Source organism: Streptomyces sp. NPDC005492, assembly GCF_040605995.1.
GTDB lineage: Bacteria > Actinomycetota > Actinomycetes > Streptomycetales > Streptomycetaceae > Streptomyces.
In genome coordinates this window covers 55,849-71,884 of sequence record NZ_JBEXDX010000026.1, presented here as the reverse complement: position 1 = coordinate 71,884, position 16,036 = coordinate 55,849, and the positions used below count along the sequence as shown (strand labels likewise).

The window sequence follows — 16,036 nt, the reverse complement described above, 5'->3', positions numbered from 1 at the left end:
GGCGCAAAAGCCTAATGGTCGCCGGAGCGGGCACGACCGACGTGCTCACTCCGTGGATGCTCCGGGGCCTTCTCGAAGGCCCACGGCTGCCGCGGAATCCCCTGGAGACCGGCGGGAACCGGGCCGCCCAGCGGCAGCTCCGAGGCCACCGCGATCCGCACCCCGTCGCGCATCTCCAGGAACTGGCCCAGCGGGTCGTCCGAGAACCGGTCCCAGGGGAAGGAGGTGGCGTACGGGCCGATCAGGCGCAGTTGGTCCAAGGCGTCCGTCCAGCGTTCGAGGCGGATGAGGACGTACGTCAGCAGGTTGCGGACCTCGGCGGGCCAGGGGTCGGCGGCCGCGTACGTGGCGGAGAGGGCGATGGCGAGGTCGGCCGCCGCGTCGAGGCGCGCGCGGGGCACCGTCGGCGCGCAGCCGTCGGTCAGACAGGCGAAGGCCGCCCGCACCGGCAGCGCCTGGACGAGCGAGCCGGGCAGGGCGTCCTGCGCGGCCGGCTCGGCGAAGTCGAAGCACTCGCGGTGCGAGCAGCGGGCGGTGTGGGGCCTGGCTCCCCACTGGGCGCAGCAGGACGCCGACAGGTACTGGAGCGCGGCCACATGGCAGCCGTAGTGGTGCGGAGAGCGGCGTACCGCCTCGCCCCACAGCCGCTCGAATTCGGCGTGCCCGGCGTTGGCGCCCCGCGCCTGGTCGAGGGCGATGCGCCACGGCACCGGGTCGCGCGGCCCCGCCTCGGCGGCCGCGGCGATCAGCGGGCTCAGCTCACGCAGCAGTTCGGCGCGGGCCGGCGACTCCCAGCAGCGGTCCACCGCGAGCTGGGCCCCGACCAGCAGCGCGTCGGGGTCGTGCGGGGCCGCGGCGCGCCAGTCCGCCAGCCACTCGGGGCGGGAGCGGGCGAACGCGGCGAGCCGGCGCGTGTAGCGGTCGCGGTCCTCCCACTCGGCGGCGGCACGGGTGGTGGCCAGCAGCCCGGCAGCGGGCCCGTACTCACCGCGCCCGGCCGCGACCAGCGCGGGGCCGAGCCGGTCGTCGGGCGCGTCGAGGAGGACCTCGTCGTCGGCCGGCAGCCCGGCGGCGAGCCGCGAGGTGTTCCTTGCCATCCGGGCGGTGCGGATGAACGCGCGCAGCAGAACCATGGTGTCGACCATTGAAAGACCGGAGATCCGGCGTGCGCCAGAGCGTCCGGGTACCCGGCTGAAAGTTGTACGCGACCAGGTCAAGCCCCGGTAAAAGGTGACTATTGCTCACCTGTTCGAATACTGTGCATGTGGGTCGCTTTCAGCCGCGTCTCAGCAGCCGGGTCGCCCCCGCCGCCACCGTCGTCGCCAGGATCCAGCCCAGCAGGATCAGCGCCACGGACACCCACTGCCAGCCGCCGTGCAGCCGCCACTGGCCCGCCTGCCCCAGGTCGATCACCGGCAGCAGCAGGTCCAGGGCGAACAGGGCGGGGCTCCACGGCGGATGCCCGTTGTCGTTCATCGGCGCGTGGTCGGCGTGCGCGAAGGCCAGCGAACTCGCCGCCCACAGCACCGCCATCCACACGGCGGCCCGGCCCGGCCGGTACCCGTAGGCGACCGTCCAGTCCTGCACGAACCCCCACACCTTGGCCGCGGCCGGCAGGCTCTCCCGGCGCCGGCGCTGCTTGGCGAGCAGCACCTCCCGCGCGTCCTCGTCCTCACCCGCGTTGCGCAGCACGGTCGCGAGCCGCTCGTACGGCTCCGGGGCGTACTCGGCGGTCGCCGCGGCCACCCAGTCCAGCCGCGTGGTCAGCGGGAACGGACCCACCGGCACCAGGTTCTCGTAGAAGAAGCCGCCCATGTGGAGGTTGCCCGGCTCCGGCCAACTGGTCGCCCGGTCGATCAGGTTGACGATCCGCGCCCCCGACAGCACCACCTTGCCGCGCTCCGGCTTCTCCCCGAGGAAGCGCAGCTCGGGCGTCTGCACCCGGCGCAGCGACAGCTCCTGGTCGTCGGTGAAGGCGAACCGGGCCCGCTCCAGGTCCACGGCGTCCCCGAACCGCCCGTCGTCCAGCCGCACCCCGCCCTGGCACTCGAAGCGCTGGATGCGGGTCCCGTGCGCGGGTGTGGTGCCGCTCAGCCAGGGGCCGCCGACACCGGCCGGGGTGAGGTACAGGGTGCGGCCGACGGTCAACTGCGGGGCGTTCAGGGCGAGTCGGGTGTACGGGTTGGCCAGCCGTGCGCCGCGCAGGCTCAGCGAGACGCCGACCTTGGCGCTGCGCAGGCTCAACTCGCCGTGCGATTCGAGGAGTTCGGCCTGGAGGTCCTGGCCCACGGTCATGCCGTCGGCGGCGATCGAACGCCCGGTGCGGTCCCGGTAGACGATCGCCTGGTTGAGCAGCAGATCGGTGCCGATGTGCGCGTCGGTCAGCCGCAGCCCGTTGTGGAAGCGGCACCGCGGCAGATGCAGATCGCCCTCCGTGTGCACCCGCGCCGCCTCCAGGCGCGGCACCGAGCAGTCCACCAGTCGTACGGTCTGGAGATGAGCCTCCGGCAGCAGGATCTCCTGCTCGAACCGGCAGCCCTTCAGTTCGACGTACGGCCTGACGGTGCCGCCCGCGAGGTCCAGGGTGCCGGTGATGCGCAGCCCGGTGAGCTTCAGGGAGGCCACCCGGCCCGACAGCGGGGGCGGGCCGTCGAGGAGCAGCCAGCACACGATGCGGGCCCGCACGGTCCGCTCCTCGCCCCACGGATGCCCGCCGTGCGGATCGTCGACGGCGGTGTCGCCGCTGCTCAGGTCGTACACGCTGCCGTTGCGGAAGGCCTGCCACATTCCCAGTTCGGCGGCGGTCGCGTCGTCCGGCACGTCCCCCGGGAGGCCGGCACCCTCGGTCACTGCTCTGTCATCCCTCTCGACTGCTCATGCGTCTCGCACACCTGTTCATGCCCGTTGTGTGACGCCCGGAACACTAACCGTGAAGGGGATCTTCCGGATTCCGGCCAGGTTCTGTATCAGCCATTGATATGCGCGAGCAGCCCCCGATCGCGGTCTGAGAGAATTGCTTACGTGATCTCCCGAATCGATCTGCGCGGCGACGCCCTCCCCGACGGGCCCGCCCTGCGCGACCTGCTGCCCCGAGCCGACTTCGACGTCTCGGCCGCCCTGGAGAAGGTGCGTCCGATCTGCGAGGCCGTGCATCATCGGGGCGACGCGGCGCTGATCGACTTCGCCGAGAAGTTCGACGGCGTACGGCTGGAGTCGGTACGGGTCCCGGCCGAGACCCTGCGTACGGCTCTGGAACAGCTCGACCCGGCCGTCCGCGCGGCCCTGGAGGAGTCCATCCGGCGCGCCCGTCTCGTCCACCGCGAGCAGCGCCGTACGACCCACACGACCCAGGTCGTGCCGGGTGGGTCCGTCACCGAGAAGTGGGTGCCGGTGGACCGGGTGGGCCTGTACGCGCCCGGCGGTCGCTCGGTCTACCCCTCGTCCGTGATCATGAACGTCGTCCCGGCCCAGGAGGCCGGCGTCCCCTCGATCGCGCTCGCTTCGCCCGCGCAGGCCGAGTTCGACGGCCTGCCGCACCCGACGATCCTCGCCGCGTGCGCCCTGCTCGGCGTCGACGAGGTCTACGCGGCCGGTGGCGCCACCGCCGTCGCGATGTTCGCCCACGGCACCGAGTCCTGCGCCCCGGCCGACATGGTCACCGGCCCCGGCAACATCTGGGTCGCCGCCGCCAAGCGCTACTTCACCGGAAAGATCGGCATCGACACCGAGGCCGGCCCCACCGAGATCGCGGTCCTCGCCGACGAGACCGCCGACCCGGTGCACGTCGCCTCCGACCTGATCAGCCAGGCCGAGCACGACCCGCTCGCCGCCGCCGTCCTGGTCACGGACTCCGTGACGCTCGCCGACGCGGTCGAGAAGGAGCTGGAACCGCAGGTCGCGGCCACCAAGCACATCGAGGACCGGATCGTCCCGGCCCTGAACGGCAGGCAGTCCGCGATCGTCCTCGTCGACGGCATCGACGAGGGGCTCAGGGTCGTGGACGCGTACGGCGCCGAGCACCTGGAGATCCAGACGGCCGACGCCGCCGCCGTCGCCGACCGGGTCCGCAACGCGGGCGCGATCTTCGTCGGTCCGTGGGCGCCCGTCTCCCTCGGCGACTACGCGGCCGGCTCCAACCACGTGCTGCCGACCGGCGGTTGCGCCTGCCACTCCTCCGGGCTCTCCGTGCAGTCGTTCCTGCGCGGCATCCACATCGTCGACTACACCCGCGACGCCCTCGCCGACGTGGCGCATCACGTGGTGACGCTGGCGGAGGCGGAGGACCTGCCGGCGCACGGCGCGGCGGTCAAGGCAAGGTTCGGTTGGAAGGTGCCCGGCAAGTGAGTTTCGGAATCGACGATCTTCCCGTACGGGACGAGCTGCGCGGCAAGTCCCCCTACGGCGCGCCCCAGTTGGACGTCCCCGTACGGCTCAACACCAACGAGAATCCCTACCCGCTGCCCGAGGCCCTGGTCGAGCGCATCGCCGAGCGGGTCCGTGAGGCCGCCCGCCACCTCAACCGCTACCCGGACCGGGACGCGGTGGAGTTGCGCACACAGCTCGCCAAGTACCTGACGGACACGGCCGGTTACCAGGTCGGCCCGGCCAACGTCTGGGCGGCCAACGGCTCCAACGAGGTCATCCAGCAACTGCTCCAGACCTTCGGCGGACCCGGTCGTACGGCGATCGGCTTCGAGCCGTCGTACTCGATGCACGCGCTCATCGCGCGCGGCACGGGGACCGGTTGGATCTCCGGTCCGCGCAACGAGGACTTCACGATCGATCTCGCCGCCGCCGAGCGGTGGATCGCCGAGAACAAGCCCGACGTCGTGTTCATCACGACCCCCAACAACCCCACGGGCAACGCGGTTCCGCCCGAGACCGTCCTCGCGCTCTACGAGGCCGCGCAGGCCGCCAAGCCGTCCATGGTGATCGTCGACGAGGCGTACATCGAGTTCAGCCACGGCGACTCGCTGCTGCCGCTGCTCGAAGATCGGCCGAATCTCGTCGTCTCGCGCACCATGTCGAAGGCGTTCGGAGCGGCGGGCCTGCGCCTCGGCTATCTCGCCGCGCACCCGGCGGTCGTCGACGCCGTCCAACTCGTACGGCTGCCCTACCACTTGTCGGCCGTCACCCAGGCGACCGCGCTGGCCGCCCTGGAGCACACCGACACCCTGCTCGGGTACGTGGAGCAGCTCAAGTCCGAACGGGACCGGCTGGTGGGCGAGTTGCGGGCGATCGGCTACGACGTGGTCGAGTCCGACGCGAACTTCGTGCAGTTCGGGCGGTTCGAGGACTCCCACACCGCCTGGCAGGCGATCCTCGACCGGGGCGTCCTGGTCCGGGACAACGGCATCCCGGGGTGGCTGCGGGTCTCCGCCGGAACCCCCGAAGAGAACGACGCGTTCCTCGACGCGGCCCGTGAACTCAAGAAGGAGCAGAGCGCATGAACCGCGTAGGACGCGTGGAGCGGGTGACCAAGGAGACCTCGGTCGTCGTCGAGATCGATCTCGACGGCGCCGGCAAGGTCGATGTGTCGACAGGGGTCGGCTTCTACGACCACATGCTCGACCAGCTCGGCCGGCACGGTCTGTTCGACCTCACCGTGAAGACCGAGGGCGACCTGCACATCGACTCGCACCACACCATCGAGGACACCGCCCTCGCCCTCGGCGCCGCCTTCAAGCAGGCGCTCGGCGACAAGGTGGGCATCTACCGCTTCGGGAACTGCACGGTCCCGCTGGACGAGTCCCTCGCCCAGGTCACCGTGGACCTGTCCGGCCGTCCGTACCTCGTGCACACCGAGCCCGAGAACATGGCGCCGATGATCGGCGAGTACGACACCACGATGACCCGGCACATCCTGGAGTCCTTCGTCGCCCAGGCCCAGATCGCGCTGCACGTGCACGTGCCGTACGGGCGCAACGCGCACCACATCGTGGAGTGCCAGTTCAAGGCCCTCGCCCGCGCCCTGCGCTACGCCTCCGAGCGCGACCCGCGCGCGGCCGGCATCCTCCCCTCCACGAAGGGCGCGCTGTGACCGGCCTCTCCAGCCTCCTGATCGTCGTCGGACTCTTCCTCCTCGGCGGGGTGTACTCCTTCGTCAAGCAGAAGATGCCGGCGAGCCTCATCGTGCTGGTCTCCATCGGCGCCGCGATGTGTCTGGTCGCCGGGGTCATGCGGCTGGAGGTGTGGAATTGAGTCCAGCGAAGAAGGTAGTCGTCTTCGACTACGGCTTCGGGAACGTCCGTTCCGCCGAGCGTGCCCTCGCGCGCACCGGCGCCGAGGTCGAGATAACGCGTGACTTCGACAAGGCCATGAACGCGGACGGGCTGCTGGTGCCGGGCGTCGGTGCCTTCGCCGCCTGCATGGAGGGCCTGCGGGCCGCGCGCGGCGACTGGATCGTCGGCCGCCGACTGGCCGGCGGGCGCCCGGTGATGGGCATCTGCGTGGGCATGCAGATCCTGTTCGCGCGGGGCATCGAGCACGGCGTGGAGACCGAGGGCCTCGACGAGTGGCCCGGCTCCGTCGAGCCCTTGCAGGCCGACATCGTGCCGCACATGGGCTGGAACACCGTGGACGCCCCGGCGGGCTCCCAGCTCTTCGCGGGCCTGGACGCCGACGCGCGCTTCTACTTCGTGCACTCCTACGCCGTCCACGACTGGTCGTTGGAAGTCTCCAACCCGGCGATGCGCGCCCCCCTGGTGACCTGGTCGACGCACGGCAAGCCCTTCGTGGCCGCCGTGGAGAACGGCGCCCTGTGGGCCACCCAGTTCCACCCCGAGAAGTCCGGCGACGCCGGAGCGCTGCTGTTGAACAACTGGATCGGAACCCTCTGATGTCTCCCCAGTCCTCAGGAAAGCTCGAACTCCTCCCCGCGGTGGACGTCCGCGACGGGCAGGCGGTCCGGCTCGTGCACGGCGAGTCCGGCACGGAGACCTCCTACGGCTCGCCCCTGGAGGCCGCCCTCGCCTGGCAGCGCTCCGGCGCCGAGTGGCTGCACCTCGTCGACCTGGACGCCGCGTTCGGCACCGGCGACAACCGCAAGCTGATCGCCGAGGTCGCCGGCGCCATGGACATCAAGGTCGAGCTGTCCGGCGGCATCCGCGACGACGACACGCTCGCCGCCGCCCTCGCCACCGGGTGCACCCGGGTGAACCTCGGCACCGCCGCCCTGGAGACCCCCGAATGGGTCGCCAAGGTCATCGCCGAGCACGGCGACAAGATCGCGGTCGGTCTCGACGTCCGCGGCACGACCCTGCGCGGCCGCGGCTGGACCCGCGACGGCGGCGACCTCTACGAGACGCTGGACCGCCTCAACGCCGAGGGCTGCGCCCGCTACGTGGTCACCGACATCGCCAAGGACGGCACCCTCCAGGGCCCCAACCTGGAGCTGCTGCGCAACGTCTGCGCGGCGACCGACCGCCCGGTCGTGGCCTCCGGCGGGGTGTCCTCCCTGGACGACCTGCGGGCCATCGCCGAGCTGGTACCGCTCGGTGTCGAGGGCTCCATCGTCGGGAAGGCCCTGTACGCGAAGGCGTTCACCCTGGAAGAGGCCTTGGAGGCGGTGGCCCGGTGACCGAGCTACGACGCGTCACGACCGGCGCGCCCTGGGAGGACGCCTTCGGCTACTCCCGCGCGGTGGAGCTGCCGAACGGCCTGGTGCTGGTCTCCGGGTGCACGTCGATAGTGGACGGCGAGATCGCCGGGGGCAATCCCTACGAGCAGACGGTCAACGCGTTCAACGTCGCGTTCGCGGCGCTGGACCAACTGGGCCTCGGCCCGGCCGATGTCGTCCGCACCCGTATGTACATCACCCACGCCCGTGATGTGGAGGACGTGGGCCGCGCACACAAGGAACTCTTCGAGGCCGTCCGCCCCGCCGCGTCCATGCTCATCGTGTCCGGCTTCGTCGACCCGAGCCTGGTCGTCGAGGTCGAGGTGGAGGCGTACCGAGGGGAGCCCGCGTCATGACGCTGGCCGTACGGGTCATCCCCTGCCTGGACGTGGACAACGGCCGGGTCGTCAAGGGTGTCAACTTCCAGAACCTGCGCGACGCGGGCGACCCCGTCGAGATGGCGAAGGTCTACGACGCCGAGGGCGCCGACGAGTTGACCTTCCTGGACATCACCGCGTCCTCCGGCAACCGCGAGACGACGTACGACGTGGTCCGCCGCACCGCCGAGCAGGTCTTCATCCCGCTCACGGTCGGCGGCGGCGTCCGCACGGCCGAGGACGTGGACAAGCTGCTGCGGGCCGGCGCGGACAAGGTCGGCGTCAACACGGCGGCGATCGCCCGCCCGGACCTGATCCGCGAGATCGCGGAGCGGTTCGGCCGACAGGTCCTCGTCCTCTCGGTGGACGCGCGCCGCACGGAGTCCGGCTCCTTCGAGGTCACCACCCACGGCGGCCGAAAGGGCACCGGCATCGACGCCGTCGAATGGGCGCACCGGGCCGCCGAGTTGGGCGCGGGGGAGATCCTGCTCAACTCGATGGACGCCGACGGCACCAAGGACGGCTACGACCTGGAGATGATCGCGGCGGTCCGCAAACACGTCACCGTCCCGGTCATCGCCTCCGGCGGCGCGGGCAAGCTCGCGGACTTCCCCCCCGCGGTGGCCGCGGGCGCGGACGCGGTACTGGCCGCCTCCGTCTTCCACTTCGGGGATCTGCGGATCGGCGAGGTGAAGCAGGCGCTGAGGGGGGCGGGGCACCCAGTGCGGTGACCCCTCCTGTGGAGGCGTGGTAAGCCCCGATCGCCAGGCGGTCGGGGCTTACTTGTGGGCAGATACGGAAGGAAAGTCGCGCAAGAAGCATTGCGCAAAGAATATTGCGCAACTTTTCTTTTGTATCTAGCCTGGGGGAGTGACCGACAGAGACAGAGACCGTCGCATCAGGGACGTGGGCACGCTCAAGGCGATCGCGCACCCGCTGCGGGCCCAGTTGTACCGGCTGCTGATCATCGCCCAGGTGGCGACCGCCTCCCAGCTCGCCGAGCAGGTCGACGAGGCCGTCTCGCTGGTCAGCTACCACCTGCGCAAGCTGGCCGAGCACGGGCTGATCGAGGAGGCCGAGCCACGCAGCGGGGATGGCCGGGAGCGGTGGTGGCAGCCTGCCTCGGACGGCCTGAGCGTCCACGACGAGGACTTCCGGGGCGCCCCTGAGAGGGCCGCCGCCCACACCGCCGCCAGCCGCCTGTTCTTCGACCAGCGCATCGACATGTACCGGCGCTACCTCGACGAGCGTGCCCACTGGAGCGACGCGTGGACGTCGGCCGCCGACAACTCCGAGTGGCTGTTGCGGCTCACCCCGGCCGAACTGGCCGAGATGTCCAAGGAGTTGGGCGACGTGGTGCGCCGATACCAGGAATCCGGCCGGGCCGCCGTCGCGGCCGGTGACACCGAGGGCCGCGAGAACGTCGCGGTGCACACGTACGGCTTCCCGTTCCGCGTCTGAGGTTCCACACCCGAGATTCCGCGTCTGAGAGGACGGTCCGCCGTGACCATCACGCCCGTGCTCCAGGTCGGCCAGGACGACCGGCCGGCGCACCGCGACCCCAACGTCCTGCGCTGGCTCGGTGCCTACGCGGCGTCGATGGCGGGCGACGGCGTCTACTACGTCGCACTGTCCTGGGCCGCCGTACAGGCTGGATCCCCGGCACAGGCCGGCCTGGTGATGTCGGTCAGCGCGCTGCCCCGCGCGATATTGATGCTGGGCGGCGGAGTCATCGCCGACCGTTTCGGGCCGCGCCGGGTCGTCATCGGCAGCGACGCCGTGCGCTGCGCGACCGTATGCGCCGTGGCAGTGCTGCTGTTCCTCACCGGCCCGGTGCTGTGGCTGCTTGCCGCGCTCGCCCTGGCCTTCGGCATCGTGGACGCGGTCTTCGTACCCGCCGTGGGCGCGCTGCCCGCGCGTATCACCGGCAGGGCGCAGCTCGCCAGGGTGCAGGGCATGCGAGGTCTCGCGTACCGGTGCGCGCTGATCGTCGGCGCCCCGGCCGGGGGTCTCGCCGTGGCGTTCGGCGGCGCGGCGACCGCGTTCGGGGCAGCCGGGCTGCTGATCGCGGTGTCGGTACCGCTGCTGGTCGCCGTACGGGTCCGGGAGCTGCCCCCTGACGACACGCCTGCCGGAACCACGACCACCGCCTGGCGCGATCTCGTGGTCGGCCTCCGCTACATCCGCCGGCACCGTGTCCTTGCCCCGCTGATGCTCGCCATAGCCCTCGGTGACCTCGGGTTCGTCGCACCGTTCAACGTGGGACTGACCCTGCTCGTCGACCAGCGGGGCTGGGGAGCGCCCGGAATGGGATGGGTGCTCGCCGGGTTCGGGGTCGGCGCGGGGAGCGCCTCGATGGCGCTGGCCGTACGGGGCCGACTGCCGCGCGCGGGGCAGGTCGCCGGCGGCTCGATCATCGCCGGCTCCCTCGCCATCGCCGCACTCGCCCACGTTCCGAGCGTCCTCGCAGCGGTCGGTGTGGCCCTGCTCATCGGGCTGCTCGTCGGGCTCAGCGGCGCGATGTGCGGGGCCCTGCTGCAGACGCAGTCGGACCCCGCCTTCCTCGGCCGCGTCACCGCCGTATCCAGCCTGGTCAGCCTCGGCTTCGCTCCGCTCAGCATGCCGCTGTCGGCCGCGGCGATCGGCGCGTGGGGCACCGGACCGGTGTTCGTGGCCAGCGCGGTCGTCTGCGGGCTGGGCGGGGTCATCGCCCTGGGCGCGCGCGACCTGCGCCGGGCCGAACTCCCCGGCTGATCGCTCAGATCCCGAGCTGCTTGGCCTCCTGGAGCTTCGCGATCGCGTTCTCCTCGCCGTCCAGTTCCACCTTGGCCGCGCTCTGCCGGCCGTGGACGAACATCAGCAGTTCCGAGGGCTCGCCGGTCACCGTCACGACCGGTGTGCCCTTGTGGGCGACCGCCGTCTGGCCGTCGGGACGGCGCAGGACCAGGCCGGTCGGTGCGGTGCGGCCCACCAGGCGGGCCATGCGCTCCAGGCGGGACCACAGGGCGTCCTGGAACACCGGGTCCAGTTCGCGCGGCGTCCACCCCTCCTGCGCGCGCCGTACGTCCTCCGTGTGGACGTAGAACTCGACCGTGTTGGACGCCTCGTCGAGCTGCTTGAGCTGGAACGGGGAGAAGCGCGGCGGGCCCGTACGGATGAGCTGGATCAGCTCCTCGTACGGCTTCGCCGCGAACTCCGCCATCACCCGGTCCAGACGGGGCGCGAGCTGCTTGATCATGATGCCGCCGGCGGCGTCCGCGCGGCGCTCCCGCACCACCACGTGCGCGGCGAGGTCACGGGTCAGCCACCCCTCGCAGAGGGTCGGCGCGTCGGGACCCGCCGTCTCCAGGAGGTCGGCGAGGAGAAGTCGTTCACGCTTGGCGAAGGTCGACATACAGTCAGCCTACGACCACCCACCGGGTCCGCACAGTGGACGCCCGGCCGGGGTTGTCACTGCCGCGCGGCACAATGGCACCATGACCAGCGCGCCCCCTCCCAGCAGCCTCGACCCCGAGATCGCCGCCCGCCTCAAGCGCGGCCCCGACGGGCTCGTCCCCGCCATCGCCCAGCAGTACGACACCGGTGAGGTGCTGATGCTCGGCTGGATGGACGACGAGGCACTGCACCGCACCCTGACGACGGGCCGCTGCACGTACTGGTCCCGCAGCCGCCAGGAGTACTGGGTGAAGGGCGACACCTCGGGACACGTGCAGCACGTCAGGTCGGTCGCCCTGGACTGCGACGCCGACACGGTCCTGGTGAAGGTCGACCAGGTCGGCGCCGCCTGCCACACCGGCGCCCGCACCTGCTTCGACGCCGACGTACTCCTCAAGGACGGCGCCGATTCCGGCACCCCCGTCCCGGGTCAGTAAGGTCAACCGCCATGGACCTCGAGACCTTCCGCAAGCTGGCCTCCGACCGCCGCGTCATCCCGGTCACCCGCAAGCTCCTCGCCGACGGCGACACCCCGGTCGCGCTCTACCGCAAGCTCGCCGCCGAGCGCCCCGGCACCTTCCTCCTGGAGTCCGCGGAGAACGGCCGCACAGCTTTTCGATGGTCCCGGTACTCCTTCGTCGGCGTCCGCTCCGCCGCCACCCTCACCGCCCGCGACGGACAGGCCCACTGGCTCGGCACCCCGCCCGTCGGCGTCCCGGTCGACGGCGACCCCCTCGTCGCCCTGCGCGCCACCATCGAGACCCTGCACACCCCCCACCAGGAGGGCATGCCGCCCTTCACCGGCGGCATGGTCGGCTATCTCGGCTACGACATCGTCCGCCGCCTGGAGAAGATCGGCCCCGGCGAGCGCGACGACCTGGGGCTTCCCGAGCTGACCATGCTCCTCACCAGCGACCTCGCCGTGATGGACCACTGGGAGGGCTCGGTTCTGCTGATCGCCAACGCGATCAACCACAACGACCTCGACACGGGCGTCGACGAGGCCTACGCGGACGCGGTGGCCCGCCTCGACGCCATGGAGGCGGACCTCTCCCGCGCGGTGGCCCAGCCGCCCGCCCAGCTCCCGCCCTCCGAGCTTCCCGAGTACACCGCGCTGTGGGGCGGCCCCGACTTCCGGGCGGCCGTCGAGGACGTCAAGGAGCGCATCCGCGCGGGCGAGGCCTTCCAGGTCGTCCCCTCGCAGCGCTTCGAAACACCGTGCACGGCAAGCGCGTTGGACGTGTACCGAGTACTGCGGGCCACCAACCCGTCGCCGTACATGTACCTGTTCCGCTTCGACGGCTTCGACGTCGTCGGCTCCTCCCCGGAAGCCCTCGTCAAGGTCGAGGACGGCCGCGCGATGGTCCACCCGATCGCCGGCACCCGGCACCGCGGCGCGACCCCGCAGGAGGATCAGGCCCTCGCCGACGAGCTGCTCGCCGACCCCAAGGAGCGTGCCGAACACCTCATGCTGGTCGACCTCGGACGCAACGATCTGGGACGCGTCTGCGAACCTGGCTCGGTCGAGGTCGTCGACTTCATGTCGGTGGAGCGCTACTCCCACGTGATGCACATCGTCTCGACGGTGACCGGCCGCGTGGCCCCCGGCCGCACCGCCTTCGACGTCCTCACCGCCTGCTTCCCGGCAGGCACCCTCTCCGGCGCGCCCAAGCCCCGCGCGATGCAGATCATCGACGAACTGGAGCCGTCCAGAAGGGGGTTGTACGGCGGCTGCGTCGGCTATCTGGACTTCGCCGGCGACTCCGACACCGCCATCGCCATCCGTACGGCCCTGCTCCGCGACGGCACGGCCTACGTCCAGGCGGGCGCCGGCATCGTCGCCGACTCGGACCCCGAGCTGGAGGACCAGGAGTGCCGCAACAAGGCGGCGGCCGTCCTGCGCGCGGTGCACACGGCGAACCGGCTCGGGCAATAGGACGAGGGTCATATGAACCCCGGGTGACGGTTCGCCCGGGGTTCGAGCGATAGTGGACTACGTGACTGCTGCTGTTCCTCACCCCCGTTCCGAAGGCGAAGGCCCCGCGCGCGCCGGCCGCCGCAGCCTCGCCGTGGCCCTGCTGAGCGGTGCGCTCGGCGCGGCCGTGGCACTGCTGGCCACCCGTCAGCGCTGGTCGATGGGGACCGCGACGGTGGCCGGCGACGCGTTCCCGCTGTCCGCCAAGGGCAGCGACGTCACGGGTGTGCCCGCGGCGCTCGCCATAGTGGGCCTCGCCGCGCTCGTCGCCGTCTTCGCCGTCCGCAGGACGGGCCGCTTCGCGGTCTCCGCCCTCCTCGCGCTCTCCGGCGCAGGCATCGTCGCCGCCGCCCTCCTGGGCGCCACCGACAGCTCCGCGCTCGACGACAAGGCCGCACAGGCCTCCGGCGACACCTCGTCCGTCGTGCACGCCTTCGACCACACCGCCTGGCCCTACGTCGCCGCGGTCGGCGGCGGCCTGATCCTGCTGGCCGGCCTGCTCGCCCTCTTCTACGGCCGCCGCTGGCCCGCGATGTCCGGCCGCTACGAACGCAACGGCGCCCCCAAGGCCCGTAAGGCCCCCGTGGTGGACCCCGACCGCCCCGAGGACATCTGGAAGGCCCTCGACCGCGGCGAGGACCCCACAGGCGCGTAACCACGCCGACGCGCGCGTGCACCCACCCCGAAGCACCGCACCCGCACGCGTGCGGAACAATGAGCCGTGAGCGTCTGCTCACACACGCACACAGCAACGAGGAGCAAGTCATGGCGGGCAACAGCCACGGTCACACTTTGGCCGCCTGGACCGGTACGACCATCGCCTTCATCGGTTTCCTGGTCGCGGGCGCCTTCATGGTCATGGCGCAGCCGGCCGGATTCTGGGCCGGTATGGGGATCGTGATCGTCGGCGGCATCGTCGGCTGGGTCATGAGCGCGATGGGTATGGGCATGCCCAAGGACCGCCCCCAGGACCTGACCGAGCTGCTCGGCAAGACGGCGCACGCCGACAGTTGAGCCGTAGCTGTCAGCCACCACTTCGTGGAGGGGCGGTCCCGGAACACCGGGAACCGCCCCTCACGCGCGTGTGCGGCGCGAAAGGGCCAGGGGGCACAATGCGAGACGTGAACGCCGACAGCCAGAGCATGCCGAAGACGCGCGCCCCCGCCTCCGCCTCCGTGCTGAACCGCGTCGCCGTGCCCGCGGGCGTCCTCGCGGCCGTCGCCGGAGCGTTCGCCTACGTCGGCACCGTCGACCCGAACCAGCCGGGCCACTACCCCGTCTGCCCCCTGTACCGCTTCACCGGCCTGTACTGCCCCGGCTGCGGCGGCCTGCGCAGCGCGCACGAGTTCATCCACGGGGACTTCCTGGCGGCCCTCCAGGACAACGCGATCGCGGTGGTGGGCTATCTGGCCTTCTTGGTCGTATGGACCGTCTGGGTGATCCGCGCGGGGCGCGGCCGGCCGGCCCGGATCGAACTCGGGCGGGTCCAGATGTGGGGTCTGGGCGCGTTGGTGCTGGTCTTCACGGTTGTCCGGAACCTGCCCTTCGGTGGCTGGCTACATCCTTGATCAACCGGCGTATGTCCAGGTAGTGGGACCGGCGTCAACCGGATGCGAGGCCCACGCCTTCCTCCGGATACCATCGAGGTCAGATGTGACCATTGCTTTTCCACCGTCCGGAAGGGGGCCGCTCGCGTGAGTGTGCTCGACGAGATCATCGACGGAGTCCGTGCCGACCTGGCGGAACGGCAGGCGCGCGTCAGCCTCGACGAGCTCAAGGAGCGCGCGGCGAAGGCTCCCGCGGCCAAGGACGGGATCGCCGCCCTGCGCGGCGACGGCGTCAAGGTCATCTGCGAGGTCAAGCGCTCCAGCCCCTCCAAGGGCGCGCTGGCCGCGATCGCCGACCCGGCGGGCCTGGCCGCGGACTACGAGGCGGGCGGCGCCGCCGTCATCTCCGTCCTCACCGAACAGCGCCGCTTCGGCGGCTCCCTGGCCGACCTGGAGGCCGTCCGCGCCCGCGTGGACATCCCCGTCCTGCGCAAGGACTTCATCGTCACGTCGTACCAGCTCTGGGAAGCCCGGGCCTACGGCGCCGACCTCGCCCTGCTGATCGTCGCGGCCCTGGACCAGCCCGCACTGGAGTCCCTCATCGAGCGCGCCGAGTCCATCGGCCTCACGCCGATCGTCGAGGTCCACGACGAGGACGAGGTCGACCGCGCGGTCGACGCCGGCGCCAAGGTCATCGGTGTCAACGCCCGCAACCTCAAGACCCTCGAGGTCGACCGCGGCACCTTCGAGCGCGTCGCCCCCGAGATCCCGGCCCACATCGTCAAGATCGCCGAGTCCGGCGTTCGCGGCCCCCACGACCTCATCGCCTACGCCAACGCCGGCGCCGACGCGGTCCTGGTAGGCGAGTCCCTGGTCACCGGCCGCGATCCCAAGTCGGCGGTCTCGGACCTGGTGGCGGCCGGCGAACACCCGGCACTGCGACACGGCCGTAGCTGATCGGCCGGTAGGATCCTCGCGATGACTCCGACGACCCCCTCCATGGACCGGTACGCCCGCCTCGCGCGCGGCTGCCGCCCCCGTGGCTGCCGCGCACCCGCACGCCGGGTGCACGGTCGTCGGGTGC

At 71.5% G+C, this 16,036-nt stretch carries 19 protein-coding genes; 16 read left to right on the top strand and 3 right to left on the bottom strand.

The window, feature by feature from the left end:
* Positions 1-11 precede the first annotated feature (11 nt).
* Together ABZT04_RS29505 and ABZT04_RS29500 are read right to left on the bottom strand one after the other, a co-directional pair.
* Complete coding sequence (locus ABZT04_RS29505) at positions 12-1,145, bottom strand: hypothetical protein (protein WP_356060021.1); 1,134 nt, start codon at positions 1,143-1,145, stop codon at positions 12-14.
* 130 nt (positions 1,146-1,275) lie between these two features.
* On the bottom strand, positions 1,276-2,850 hold the full coding sequence (locus ABZT04_RS29500; protein WP_356060020.1) for an oxidoreductase: 1,575 nt from the start codon (positions 2,848-2,850) through the stop codon (positions 1,276-1,278).
* A 171-nt stretch (positions 2,851-3,021) separates the two neighbouring features.
* Here ABZT04_RS29500 and hisD point away from each other — a divergent pair, with 171 nt between their 5' ends.
* The 10 genes from hisD (at position 3,022) to ABZT04_RS29450 (ending at position 10,749) form a co-directional block, all read left to right on the top strand.
* A complete protein-coding gene (hisD, locus tag ABZT04_RS29495; RefSeq protein WP_356060019.1) occupies positions 3,022-4,344 on the top strand; it encodes a histidinol dehydrogenase in 1,323 nt (440 codons plus the stop codon).
* Positions 4,341-5,450: a histidinol-phosphate transaminase gene (locus tag ABZT04_RS29490; RefSeq protein ID WP_356060018.1), complete on the top strand. Its 1,110-nt coding sequence runs from the start codon at positions 4,341-4,343 to the stop codon at positions 5,448-5,450. The genes hisD and ABZT04_RS29490 overlap by 4 nt, the downstream gene beginning before the upstream one ends.
* Positions 5,447-6,040 carry an imidazoleglycerol-phosphate dehydratase HisB gene (gene hisB, locus ABZT04_RS29485; protein ID WP_033284488.1) on the top strand — a complete coding sequence of 198 codons (594 nt, stop codon included), beginning with the start codon at positions 5,447-5,449 and terminating at the stop codon, positions 6,038-6,040. Before ABZT04_RS29490 ends, hisB begins: the two co-directional genes overlap by 4 nt.
* Positions 6,037-6,201: a hypothetical protein gene (locus ABZT04_RS29480; protein WP_355912548.1), complete on the top strand. Its 165-nt coding sequence runs from the start codon at positions 6,037-6,039 to the stop codon at positions 6,199-6,201. Before hisB ends, ABZT04_RS29480 begins: the two co-directional genes overlap by 4 nt.
* Positions 6,192-6,839 (top strand): imidazole glycerol phosphate synthase subunit HisH, encoded by a 648-nt coding sequence (hisH, locus tag ABZT04_RS29475; RefSeq protein ID WP_356060017.1) that lies wholly within the window; start codon positions 6,192-6,194, stop codon positions 6,837-6,839. Before ABZT04_RS29480 ends, hisH begins: the two co-directional genes overlap by 10 nt.
* Positions 6,839-7,579: a bifunctional 1-(5-phosphoribosyl)-5-((5-phosphoribosylamino)methylideneamino)imidazole-4-carboxamide isomerase/phosphoribosylanthranilate isomerase PriA gene (gene priA / locus ABZT04_RS29470; protein ID WP_356060016.1), complete on the top strand. Its 741-nt coding sequence runs from the start codon at positions 6,839-6,841 to the stop codon at positions 7,577-7,579. The genes hisH and priA overlap by 1 nt, the downstream gene beginning before the upstream one ends.
* A complete protein-coding gene (locus tag ABZT04_RS29465) occupies positions 7,576-7,974 on the top strand; it encodes a RidA family protein (RefSeq protein WP_356060015.1) in 399 nt (132 codons plus the stop codon). Before priA ends, ABZT04_RS29465 begins: the two co-directional genes overlap by 4 nt.
* The gene (hisF, locus tag ABZT04_RS29460) at positions 7,971-8,726 is read left to right on the top strand and encodes an imidazole glycerol phosphate synthase subunit HisF (protein WP_356060014.1); all 756 of its coding nucleotides are present in this window, start codon (positions 7,971-7,973) and stop codon (positions 8,724-8,726) included. Before ABZT04_RS29465 ends, hisF begins: the two co-directional genes overlap by 4 nt.
* Positions 8,727-8,865: 139 nt before the next feature.
* On the top strand, positions 8,866-9,456 hold the full coding sequence (locus ABZT04_RS29455; protein WP_356060013.1) for a helix-turn-helix domain-containing protein: 591 nt from the start codon (positions 8,866-8,868) through the stop codon (positions 9,454-9,456).
* Positions 9,457-9,498: 42 nt separating this feature from the next.
* On the top strand, positions 9,499-10,749 hold the full coding sequence (locus ABZT04_RS29450) for an MFS transporter (protein ID WP_356060012.1): 1,251 nt from the start codon (positions 9,499-9,501) through the stop codon (positions 10,747-10,749).
* A 4-nt stretch (positions 10,750-10,753) separates the two neighbouring features.
* On the opposite strand, the gene ABZT04_RS29445 is transcribed toward ABZT04_RS29450, so the two are convergent.
* Positions 10,754-11,389, bottom strand: coding sequence for a TIGR03085 family metal-binding protein (locus ABZT04_RS29445; protein WP_356060011.1), 636 nt, complete (start codon positions 11,387-11,389; stop codon positions 10,754-10,756).
* Positions 11,390-11,471: 82 nt separating this feature from the next.
* Between ABZT04_RS29445 and hisI the strand changes: the two genes are divergently transcribed.
* The 6 genes from hisI to trpC all read left to right on the top strand — a co-directional run bounded on the left by hisI (position 11,472) and on the right by trpC (position 15,909).
* Complete coding sequence (gene hisI / locus ABZT04_RS29440) at positions 11,472-11,867, top strand: phosphoribosyl-AMP cyclohydrolase (RefSeq protein ID WP_356060010.1); 396 nt, start codon at positions 11,472-11,474, stop codon at positions 11,865-11,867.
* Positions 11,868-11,878: 11 nt separating this feature from the next.
* Positions 11,879-13,366 carry an anthranilate synthase component I gene (locus tag ABZT04_RS29435; protein ID WP_356060009.1) on the top strand — a complete coding sequence of 496 codons (1,488 nt, stop codon included), beginning with the start codon at positions 11,879-11,881 and terminating at the stop codon, positions 13,364-13,366.
* Between the two features lie 52 nt (positions 13,367-13,418).
* The gene (locus ABZT04_RS29430) at positions 13,419-14,060 is read left to right on the top strand and encodes a TIGR02234 family membrane protein (protein WP_356060008.1); all 642 of its coding nucleotides are present in this window, start codon (positions 13,419-13,421) and stop codon (positions 14,058-14,060) included.
* Between the two features lie 110 nt (positions 14,061-14,170).
* Positions 14,171-14,419, top strand: a complete 249-nt coding sequence (locus ABZT04_RS29425) for an HGxxPAAW family protein (protein ID WP_356060007.1) — start codon at positions 14,171-14,173, stop codon at positions 14,417-14,419.
* Between the two features lie 98 nt (positions 14,420-14,517).
* Positions 14,518-14,973: a DUF2752 domain-containing protein gene (locus ABZT04_RS29420; RefSeq protein ID WP_356060006.1), complete on the top strand. Its 456-nt coding sequence runs from the start codon at positions 14,518-14,520 to the stop codon at positions 14,971-14,973.
* 126 nt (positions 14,974-15,099) lie between these two features.
* Positions 15,100-15,909: an indole-3-glycerol phosphate synthase TrpC gene (gene trpC / locus ABZT04_RS29415; RefSeq protein ID WP_356060005.1), complete on the top strand. Its 810-nt coding sequence runs from the start codon at positions 15,100-15,102 to the stop codon at positions 15,907-15,909.
* The last annotated feature ends 127 nt before the right edge of the window (positions 15,910-16,036 follow it).